Origin of the sequence: Bacteroides sp. HMSC067B03 (genome assembly GCF_001811315.1) — a bacterium.
Taxonomy (GTDB): domain Bacteria; phylum Bacteroidota; class Bacteroidia; order Bacteroidales; family Bacteroidaceae; genus Bacteroides; species Bacteroides faecis.
On the sequence record NZ_KV804450.1, the window covers coordinates 60,861 to 71,484 of the forward strand.

The window sequence follows — 10,624 nt, forward strand, 5'->3', positions numbered from 1 at the left end:
AGATGTCTGAAATAAACTCATACCTTTGAGAATATATTTATCATCTATCATTCAATAAACAAATGAACATTAAGTTTTTATGGTGCTGGTGCATCTTTTCCTTGCTAAGTATTACTTCTGCATTCTCTACTTCACAAGAATCAGAAATACTATTCATAGACGGAGTGAAATGGGATATGCTGGCCCAACCGATTGACATAGATTCCATACATAACACTAAATTCAGAGAATTTTTGCCCAAAGAGCGACATTGGACGACTGCAAACTGGGACGGATATACAGGAGTCTGGGAAATAAAGAATAATCAATTGTACCTTCAAAAGGTCATTATTGAAATATCGGAAAACCATAGCACAGAAAAGAGAGAAGTTAAGGGAATAGATTCTTTTTTTAGTGAATATAAAACAGACGATGGAATCTTTGCTTCCTGGTTTAGCGGAAAAGTACGGTTAGGCCGGGGTGATATTATACGTTTTGGTGCCGGAGGTTTCGACAGAAACTACATGGAGGAGTGTGTATTGACTATCAAAGACGGTGTTGTCACAGATAAAGTGTTTTATCACAATAGCCGAAAGGAAGGGATCAAGCTATTACAAATCAGAGATAGTCTACAGGCACATTTCCCTTGGGAAAAGTTCCCCGAAATAAGCGGAAAAAGACATATTATCTTTTTATCTGATTTCGATTTATCCGCTGACGGACACTATATAGACAGCAATGTCAAAATCCGACTGGATAAAGTCATGACCGAAGACCAGAGCCATCCGATAATAACAGCCATCAAAAAGAAGCTAAAAGAAATCTATCCTTGGGAGGTTTTATATATTAATGGGAAATACCGTCCGGAATATCAACATTTCACTTTCCCTATTATCATCAAAAGCTCAAATGATGAAACTCCTGATTAGTTGTCATTATCTTCTCCATAGATGATATCGGCCAATGTTTATTCATCAGTTTGTAAAGTCAAGAATAAAAAGTCTATATTTCTATGCATAAAAGCAGCCAATTAACGCAGATTAGCATAATAACAAGCTAATCTGTGTTTTATTTTTTATATTTTTGGACTCATAAACTCTTTAAACGTACTATCAATGAAAATAAAAAGAATTATTCTAATGGCCGCCCTTATCATTTCAGTAGCTAGCGTTCAAGCACAAAAGTCACAGGTTATCGCTCATCGTGGCTATTGGAAAACAGCAGGTTCTGCCCAAAACAGCATCACATCTTTGCAAAAGGCGGATTCTATACATTGCTATGGTTCCGAATTTGATGTATGGCTTGCCAAAGACAATAAGCTGGTTGTCAACCACGATCCTGTCTACAAGATGAAATACATGGAATATTCCAAGGGAGATGCTCTTACAGGATTGAAACTATCAAACGGAGAAAATCTGCCCAGCCTGCAAAAATATCTGGAAGCCGGCAAAAAATGCAATACTAAGCTAATACTTGAACTGAAAGCGCATAACAGCAAAAAACGTGAAACAAAAGCCGTACAGGAAATCCTTGCCATGGTGAAAAAGATGGGACTGGAAGATCGTATGGAATATATCACTTTCTCGCTGCACGCAATGAAAGAGTTTATCCGTCTGGCACCTGCCGGAACCCCGGTATTCTACCTCAACGGAGAACTATCTCCCAAAGAACTGAAAGACCTCGGCGCTGCCGGACTTGACTACCACATGGGAGTAATCAAAAAACATCCCGAATGGATCAAAGAAGCACATGATCTCGGATTGAAAGTCAATGTCTGGACGGTAGACAAAGCAGAAGACATGAAGTGGCTGATTGACCAGAAGGTGGATTTCATTACGACCAATGAACCGATTGTGGCACAAGATATGCTAAAATAATCACTCACAGAAAATTTCTAAGAGCTAAAACAATATTAAGCACCATCATGCAGTAAACCAATATGCATGATGGTGCTTTTTACATAAAATCCCAATAGAAGCTATTTGAAATCTTCCAATACCTCTTTCAACTCTTCTACCGTCAACTCACCTACTTGCCTCCACAGTTCATGTCCTTTATGCAATAGGAGGAAAGCAGGTACCGTCTCAATATTATATGAATCGGCTACGGCTTTATCTCCTTCAATGTTCACATTTACCAGTTCTATCACTCTCTGCTCATAAGTGCGGAGCACAGGTCCTATCCATTCATAATGAGGCGACCAGTCAGCGTAAAACACAACCAATACCAAATGATTGCTCTGTGCGGCAACTTCCAATTGTTTCTCTATATCCATATCTCCTACATTTATTATGTTATTGTTAGGAAGAGAACAATGAATATATAAAAAAGGTTCTTCTCCATATTCGATAAACAATATGTCATACAAATAAGCAAATTCACTTTCATATCGTCAAAACCAAAAGAAGTCATTTCTTGTTTTTATAGTAATATACAGGAGAAATTGACTATAAAATCCTCATATATTATGAAAAGATATGCAAAACGAATCCACCAAATAATAATTTATCAAAATAAGCACATGTAAAATTTCAGATTAACACTAAAGATCCCTGTATACAAATCAATTGAAAGTTTGATAAAAATAAATAGATATTAGACATACTTTCAACTAAAACATAAAGCAAAAAGTCATATCTTTGCATCGTAATAAAACAAAAGGTTACAACAATCAATAAATAAGGATCAAAATGACAAATACAATAAAATTTACCAAAATGCACGGGGCAGGAAATGACTACATCTATGTAGATACTACCAGATATCCGATAGCAGATCCTGAAAAGAAGGCGATTGCATGGAGCAGATTCCATACGGGAATCGGAAGTGACGGACTTATATTGATTGGTACTTCTGACAAAGCTGATTTCAGCATGCGTATATTCAATGCAGATGGTTCCGAAGCGATGATGTGCGGTAACGGAAGTCGGTGTGTAGGCAAATATGTATATGAGTACGGATTGACGGATAAGACAGAAATCACCCTTGATACATTGTCAGGTATTAAAATCCTGAAACTACATATAAATGGAAAAGCGGTTAGCGCAGTCACGGTAGATATGGGGAGTCCACTGGAAACAGGTGAAGTCTGTTTTGGAAAAGAATATCCTTTCCGGTCTACCCAAGTATCAATGGGAAATCCTCATCTGGTTACTTTTGTAGAAGATATCTCTCAGATCGATCTGCCGAAAATAGGCCCTGAGCTAGAAAAATATCATCTCTTCCCGGACAGGACAAATGTAGAATTCGCCCAAGTAATTGGGAAAGATACCATACGAATGAGAGTATGGGAAAGAGGATCGGGAATAACTCAAGCCTGCGGAACAGGTGCGTGCGCAACAGCAGTAGCAGCCTGTATCAACGGACTTGCAGGAAGAAAAAGCGATATTATAATGGACGGAGGAACTGTCACTATCGAATGGGAAGAAGCCTCGGGACATATATTAATGACAGGACCGGCAACCAAAGTTTTCGATGGAGAAATAGAAGCAGACAACGGCCAACCCAAATAGGCTGATGAAATAAGCGTTTCCGAACAATCAATTAAAGATAAGAATATAGCAAAACTTAAAACAATAACAATATGGCATTAGTAAACGAACATTTCTTAAAACTACCGGGAAGCTATTTATTCTCGGATATAGCGAAAAAGGTAAATACGTTCAAAATAACGCACCCTAAACAGGATATCATCCGGTTAGGTATCGGAGATGTCACCCAGCCGCTTCCCCAAGCCTGTATCGAAGCTATGCACAAGGCAGTAGAAGAACTGGCAAGTAAAGATACATTTCGCGGATATGGTCCTGAACAGGGATATGACTTTCTGATTGAAACCATTATAAAAAATGATTTTGCTCCCCGGGGAATCCATTTTTCGTCATCGGAGATATTTGTCAGTGACGGAGCAAAAAGTGATACAGGTAACATAGGAGACATTCTTCGTCATGACAACAGTGTCGGTGTCACAGACCCTATCTATCCGGTATATATAGACAGCAACGTTATGTGCGGACGTGCCGGAATACTGGAAGAAGAAACAGGCAAATGGAGCAATGTGACCTATATGCCTTGCACAAGTGAGAACAACTTTATTCCGGAGATTCCCGACAAACGGATAGACATTGTTTATCTCTGCTATCCGAACAACCCGACAGGAACCACACTAACGAAACCGGAACTAAAGAAGTGGATAGATTACGCATTGGCAAATGATACACTGATTTTGTTCGATGCCGCATACGAAGCCTATATTCAGGACGCGGATGTCCCCCACTCTATATACGAAATAAAAGGTGCAAAGAAATGCGCGATCGAATTTCGTAGTTTTTCAAAGACAGCAGGATTCACCGGAGTACGTTGCGGCTACACCGTAGTACCGAAGGAACTGACCGCTGCCACTCTGGAAGGTGAACGTATTCCACTCAACAGATTGTGGAACCGTCGCCAATGTACTAAGTTCAACGGCACTTCCTACATCACTCAACGGGCAGCGGAAGCAGTCTACAGTGCAGAAGGAAAAGCACAGATCAAAAAAACGATTGATTATTATATGACCAATGCAAAAATAATGAAAGAAGGACTGGAAGCTACCGGACTGAAAGTATACGGCGGAGTCAATGCGCCTTATTTATGGGTGAAAACTCCGAACGGACTCTCTTCCTGGCGATTCTTCGAACAGATGCTATATGAAGCTAACGTAGTCGGAACTCCCGGTGTAGGTTTCGGACCCAGCGGCGAAGGATATATCCGACTGACAGCTTTCGGCGATCGTAACGACTGTATCGAAGCGATGAGAAGGATTAAAAACTGGCTTTAGAAATGAAGAATGAAGATTTTTTTGCAGTATGAGATACCCCCATCTCGACTATAGTTCTTTTGAGTTTATCATTTTAACTTGTTGTTTCTGATTCTTCATTCTTAATTCTTCATTTAACTGATAGTATTTTGCGCGCTACTATATAACACTGGACCGTACATCCACATTTTTCTAACTTTTAAAGGTAAAAAGACGATGAAAACGACGATTAACAAAAAATTGGGGGTAATAATAGTAGCATTATTACTAACGGGGATTGTGCCATCCGCCATGAAGGCACAAAATAAAGTAGAAGCTTCTGTAGGAGCAGATTTGGTAAGCGGTTATATCTGGCGTGGTCAGGACCTGGGTGGAGTAAGTATCCAACCTTCACTGGGAATCTCTTACAAAGGTTTTTCACTCGGAGTATGGGGATCAGCAGGATTTGAGTCATCAGACACTAAAGAATTCGATTTAACACTCGGCTATTCAATAAATGTTTTTAGTGTTTCGATCACTGATTACTGGTTTAATACTCAGGTTCCGTCAGGAGTAGACGATGAAGGAGAAACGATCTATTCTACCAACAAGTATTTCAAATATGGCGCTCATTCAACCGCCCATGTTTTTGAAGCACAGATTGGATATGATTTTGGTCCGCTGGCTGTCAATTGGTATACCAACTTTGCAGGAGCTGACGGAGTGAAAGGGAATGGGAAAAGAGCCTATTCATCCTACCTCGCACTAAGCGCACCCTTCCAATTGGGTGGACTCGACTGGATGGTAGATTTAGGCATAGTACCTTGGGAAACATCTTTTTATAATGGGTATACAAGTGGATTCTGCGTATCGGATATCAGCCTCGGAGCTACCAAAGAAATCAAAGTCACTGATTCTTTCTCGGTTCCGGCGTTTGCCAAAGTATCAGTCAATCCACGCACGGAAGGTGCTCACTTCACATTCGGATTAAGTTTTTAAGAGAGAGAATTTTATATCTAAAGAGTGTATAGGGAATAGAAAAGGTAGTTAGAGTTTAGATTTTATCGGTTTGTTGTATGGTAACCTGCTATGGCTGCCCCCTATACCTCTTTTTTTACAAGTCACACTAATATTTAAGGTATATGAAAAAGATTGAAGCTATTATCCGTAAAACCAAATTCGAGGACGTAAAAGATGCTTTACTTGAAGCAGATATCGAATGGTTCTCCTATTATGATGTAAGAGGCATCGGTAAAGCACGGCAAGGACGTATCTATCGTGGAGTTGTATATGATACCAGTACAATCGAACGTATCCTGATTTCGATTGTAGTACGCGACAAAAACGCAGAGAAAACGGTACAGGCAATCATCAAAGCCGCCCAAACCGGAGAAATCGGCGACGGACGTATTTTCGTCATTCCCATCGAAGATGCCATCCGCATCCGCACTGCCGAGCGAGGCGACATTGCCCTCTATAACGCCGAACAAGAACGCTAACCAACAACCGGCAAGGTGCCGGAATCAGGTTTCCTTGCGGATTATAACATAATAAAAAGGTATTAAATAAGATAATCATTATGGATACAATATATAAAAAGCACAGCTCTGTAAAGCTGTGGATAGCTACTGCTATGCTCATTTTCAGCTGTCTCACTACGAGCGTTTTCGCACAAAAAACTGTTGTCACCGATACTGTTACGGCGGTTACAGAGACCATCACTGAAATTGCGACAGACCCTGTTAAAGTAGCAACAACATCTGAAGAAGCTGCCATAAGTGCTTCCGATACAATTGGAGAGCTGGCACTCGGATTAAATACTGTTTGGATGCTGCTTGCAGCAATGCTGGTATTCTTTATGCAGCCGGGATTTGCATTAGTCGAAGCCGGTTTCACAAGGGTGAAGAATACTGCCAATATTTTAATGAAAAACTTTGTAGACTTCATGTTCGGCTCACTGCTCTATTGGTTTATTGGCTTCGGGCTGATGTTCGGTGCAGGAGGATTCATCGGAATGCCTCACTTCTTTAACTTGTCTTTTCTGGATAGCGATTTGCCCAAAGAAGGTTTCCTTGTTTTCCAGACAGTGTTCTGTGCAACAGCAGCTACCATCGTGTCCGGAGCAATGGCAGAACGTACAAAATTCTCAATGTATCTAGTATACACAATCTTTATCAGTGTGCTTATTTACCCAATTTCCGGTCATTGGACATGGGGAGGTGGTTGGCTGATGAACGGTGAAGAAGGCTCTTTCATGATGAATCTCTTTGGAACCACCTTCCATGACTTTGCAGGTTCAACAGTCGTTCACTCTGTAGGTGGTTGGATTGCTCTGGTAGGTGCTGCTATTTTGGGACCGCGTATCGGTAAGTATGGAAAAGACGGAAGATCAAAAGCTATTCCGGGACATAATCTGACAGTCGCAGCATTAGGTGTATTCATTCTCTGGTTCGGATGGTTCGGCTTCAACCCTGGTTCACAATTGGCTGCAAGTACTGAAGCGGATGCAATTGCAATCTCTCATGTCTTCCTGACAACCAACCTGGCCGCTTGCGCCGGTGGTTTCTTTGCGCTGGTAGTTAGCTGGATGAAGTATGGCAAGCCATCCTTATCTCTGACACTAAATGGAGTTTTGGCAGGTCTGGTAGGTATCACAGCAGGATGCGATGCAGTATCTCCGACAGGAGCAGTAGTGATTGGCGCTATTTGTGGCGTAGTAATGATACTCGCCGTTGACTTTATCGATAAGGTATTGAAAATTGACGACCCTGTCGGTGCTTCATCCGTACATGGAGTCTGCGGTTTTCTGGGAACAATTCTCACGGGGCTATTTTCTACCAGTGAAGGTTTATTCTACGGACACGGAGCAGGTTTCCTTGGTGCACAGATTTTCGGAGCATTAGTAGTCGGAGCATGGGCAGCAAGTATGGGATTCACCATCTTCAAAGTACTTGATAAGGTTCATGGTCTGCGAGTTCCGGCACGTGTCGAAGAAGAAGGCCTCGACATTTACGAACACGGAGAATCTGCTTATAACTAAATTTTTTACTCTAACATATTTAACAACAAATCAAATTAGGTATTATGTCAAAACTTAGATTCAGAGTAGTAGAAACAGCGTTCAAGAAGAAAGCTGTTGAAGTGCCGACACCCGCTGAACGTCCTTCGGAATATTTCGGCAAGTATGTGTTCAACAAAGAAAAGATGTTCAAATACCTTCCCAGTAAGGTGTACAATGCGCTGATTGACGCTATTGACAATGGGGCTCCCCTAGATCGTAGCATAGCTGACGAAGTAGCTGCCGGAATGAAAAGATGGGCGGTTGAAATGGGTGTCACTCATTATACACACTGGTTTGCACCGCTTACCGAAGGCACGGCAGAAAAGCATGACGCTTTCATTGAACATGACGGCAAGGGCGGTATGATGGAAGAGTTTTCAGGCAAGCTACTGGTTCAACAGGAACCGGACGCCTCTTCGTTCCCGAGTGGCGGTATCCGCAACACATTCGAAGCCCGTGGCTATAGCGCATGGGACCCTTCCTCACCTGCATTCATTGTAGATGATACGCTCTGTATCCCCACTGTGTTTATCGCATACACCGGTGAAGCTCTCGACTATAAGGCTCCATTACTGAAAGCATTGCGTGCCGTAGATAAAGCTGCCGTAGACGTATGTCACTACTTCAATCCGGAAGTGAAGAAAGTAGTTGCCTACCTGGGCTGGGAACAGGAATATTTCTTGGTAGACGAAGGTCTGTATGCCGCACGCCCTGACCTGCTCATGACAGGACGTACGCTGATGGGACATGACAGTGCCAAGAACCAACAGTTGGAAGATCACTATTTCGGTGCTATCCCTACCCGCGTAGCTGCCTTTATGAAAGACCTCGAAATTGAGGCTCTCAAACTGGGTATCCCTGTAAAAACCCGTCACAACGAAGTGGCTCCAAACCAGTTCGAGTTGGCTCCTATCTTCGAAGAATGTAATCTGGCCAATGACCATAACCTGCTAATCATGTCGCTGATGCGTAAAGTAAGCCGTCGTCACGGTTTCCGCGTATTGCTTCACGAAAAGCCATTCAAGGGAGTAAATGGTTCGGGTAAGCACAATAACTGGTCTCTGGGTACCGACACTGGTATTTTATTGATGGGACCGGGCAAGACACCGGAAGATAATCTGCGTTTTGTGACATTCGTCGTCAACACCCTGATGGCAGTTTATCATCACAACGGACTGTTGAAAGCTTCCATCTCCAGCGCTACCAATGCGCACCGTCTGGGAGCTAACGAAGCACCTCCGGCAATCATTTCTTCTTTCCTAGGCAAACAGTTGTCTCAAGTGCTGGATCATATTGAGAACAGCACAAAGGATGACCTGATCAGTCTTAGCGGCAAGCAAGGTATGAAACTGGATATCCCGCAAATTCCCGAACTGCTGATTGATAATACAGACCGTAACCGTACTTCCCCATTTGCCTTCACCGGCAACCGTTTTGAGTTCCGCGCCGTAGGTTCCGAAGCAAACTGTGCTTCTGCCATGATCGCCCTAAACTCTGCCGTAGCAGACCAGTTGAAGAAGTTTAAAAAAGATGTAGATGCCTTGATTGAAAAGGGAGAGCCGAAAGTTTCTGCCATACTTGAAATCATCCGTGGATACATCAAGGAATGTAAAGCCATTCATTTCGACGGTAACGGTTACAGCGACGAATGGAAAGCAGAAGCTGCCCGTCGTGGTCTGGATTGTGAAACAAGCGTCCCTGTCATCTTTGACAACTATCTGAAACCGGAAACCATCGCTATGTTCGAAGCAATCGGTGTAATGACGAGAAAGGAACTCGAAGCTCGAAACGAAGTGAAATGGGAAACATATACCAAAAAGATTCAGATCGAAGCCCGTGTATTAGGCGACCTGGCAATGAATCATATCATTCCGGTAGCTACTCAATATCAGACAGACCTGATTAACAATGTCTACAAGATGCAATCCCTGTTTCCGGCAGAAAAGGCAGCAAAACTGTCAGCCAAAAACCTGGAACTGATTGAAGAAATCGCTGACCGCACCGCCTTCATCAAGGAACATGTAGATGCCATGATCGAAGCGCGTAAGGTTGCAAATAAGATTGAGAGTGAACGTGAAAAGGCTATCGCTTATCATGATACAATCGTGCCGGCATTGGAAGAGATCCGTTATCACATTGACAAGTTGGAACTGATTGTTGACAACCAAATGTGGACACTCCCAAAATACAGAGAGTTACTGTTTGTAAGATAAGCATATAATATAAATGAAGAACTAAAAATGAAGAATTACTATGCAGGTTGTGATAAACGCACAGCTAATTCTTCATTCCTCATTTAATTGAAATTATCTATTTCTTTTGTTGGTTGTTTTAAGTTTGCAGATAGGCTTTATTGAGAAATAAGGTCTATCTTTTTATTTATCAGCAATTTATAAAACAAATAAAGATAATAAAAAGCCCATCACTACTAATGATGGGTAACAGAATAGTAACAAAATAGCATTTTTATGCTCTACTGATGGGCTTTCTTGGTGTAAAGTTACATATTCTTTCCTAATACACAAACTTTCCAAAGAGAAAGCTAATATTTATAGGGAGAGAAGCATTTGGACTTTCTCTCCCCATAAGTATTCTTTTAGCTGAACCTATGCAAGCGAAATAAGACCGCTCTCAACAAACGGCCATTTTCCGTCTGTATCTGCTTATGTCCTGTATCTTCACCTCCGACTATGTTATGTGTCGGTTAAGTGTGCATTCGTTCCCTGTCGCATTCTCGCTATGCGTTACCGTTCAATCCGTCCACAAGGATAAATCTCAAAAAAATAAAGTTTTATTCTTGCGTCATTTGC

9 protein-coding genes are annotated in these 10,624 nt (G+C 41.8%); 8 read left to right on the top strand and 1 reads right to left on the bottom strand.

Annotated features, from left to right (window positions below):
- Nucleotides 1-62: 62 nt before the first annotated feature.
- Together HMPREF2794_RS21940 and HMPREF2794_RS21945 are read left to right on the top strand one after the other, a co-directional pair.
- Nucleotides 63-908, top strand: coding sequence for a hypothetical protein (locus HMPREF2794_RS21940; protein WP_010538417.1), 846 nt, complete (start codon nt 63-65; stop codon nt 906-908).
- Between the two features lie 210 nt (nt 909-1,118).
- On the top strand, nt 1,119-1,856 hold the full coding sequence (locus HMPREF2794_RS21945; RefSeq protein WP_010538418.1) for a glycerophosphodiester phosphodiesterase: 738 nt from the start codon (nt 1,119-1,121) through the stop codon (nt 1,854-1,856).
- 101 nt (nt 1,857-1,957) lie between these two features.
- Here the strand turns inward: HMPREF2794_RS21945 and HMPREF2794_RS21950 are convergent, their stop codons facing one another.
- Nucleotides 1,958-2,254, bottom strand: coding sequence for a thioredoxin family protein (locus HMPREF2794_RS21950; RefSeq protein ID WP_022301891.1), 297 nt, complete (start codon nt 2,252-2,254; stop codon nt 1,958-1,960).
- A gap of 415 nt (nt 2,255-2,669) precedes the next feature.
- Here HMPREF2794_RS21950 and dapF point away from each other — a divergent pair, with 415 nt between their 5' ends.
- The 6 genes from dapF to HMPREF2794_RS21980 all read left to right on the top strand — a co-directional run bounded on the left by dapF (nt 2,670) and on the right by HMPREF2794_RS21980 (nt 10,027).
- A complete protein-coding gene (dapF, locus tag HMPREF2794_RS21955; RefSeq protein WP_010538420.1) occupies nt 2,670-3,491 on the top strand; it encodes a diaminopimelate epimerase in 822 nt (273 codons plus the stop codon).
- Nucleotides 3,492-3,562: 71 nt separating this feature from the next.
- Entirely contained in the window at nt 3,563-4,795 is a 1,233-nt protein-coding gene (locus HMPREF2794_RS21960; RefSeq protein ID WP_010538421.1) for an LL-diaminopimelate aminotransferase, read from the top strand.
- 195 nt (nt 4,796-4,990) lie between these two features.
- On the top strand, nt 4,991-5,752 hold the full coding sequence (locus HMPREF2794_RS21965; protein ID WP_070752686.1) for a hypothetical protein: 762 nt from the start codon (nt 4,991-4,993) through the stop codon (nt 5,750-5,752).
- 143 nt (nt 5,753-5,895) lie between these two features.
- Nucleotides 5,896-6,252: a P-II family nitrogen regulator gene (locus HMPREF2794_RS21970; RefSeq protein ID WP_010538423.1), complete on the top strand. Its 357-nt coding sequence runs from the start codon at nt 5,896-5,898 to the stop codon at nt 6,250-6,252.
- Nucleotides 6,253-6,332: 80 nt separating this feature from the next.
- Nucleotides 6,333-7,793 carry an ammonium transporter gene (locus tag HMPREF2794_RS21975; RefSeq protein WP_010538424.1) on the top strand — a complete coding sequence of 487 codons (1,461 nt, stop codon included), beginning with the start codon at nt 6,333-6,335 and terminating at the stop codon, nt 7,791-7,793.
- 44 nt (nt 7,794-7,837) lie between these two features.
- Complete coding sequence (locus HMPREF2794_RS21980; RefSeq protein ID WP_010538425.1) at nt 7,838-10,027, top strand: glutamine synthetase III family protein; 2,190 nt, start codon at nt 7,838-7,840, stop codon at nt 10,025-10,027.
- Nucleotides 10,028-10,624: the final 597 nt, after the last annotated feature.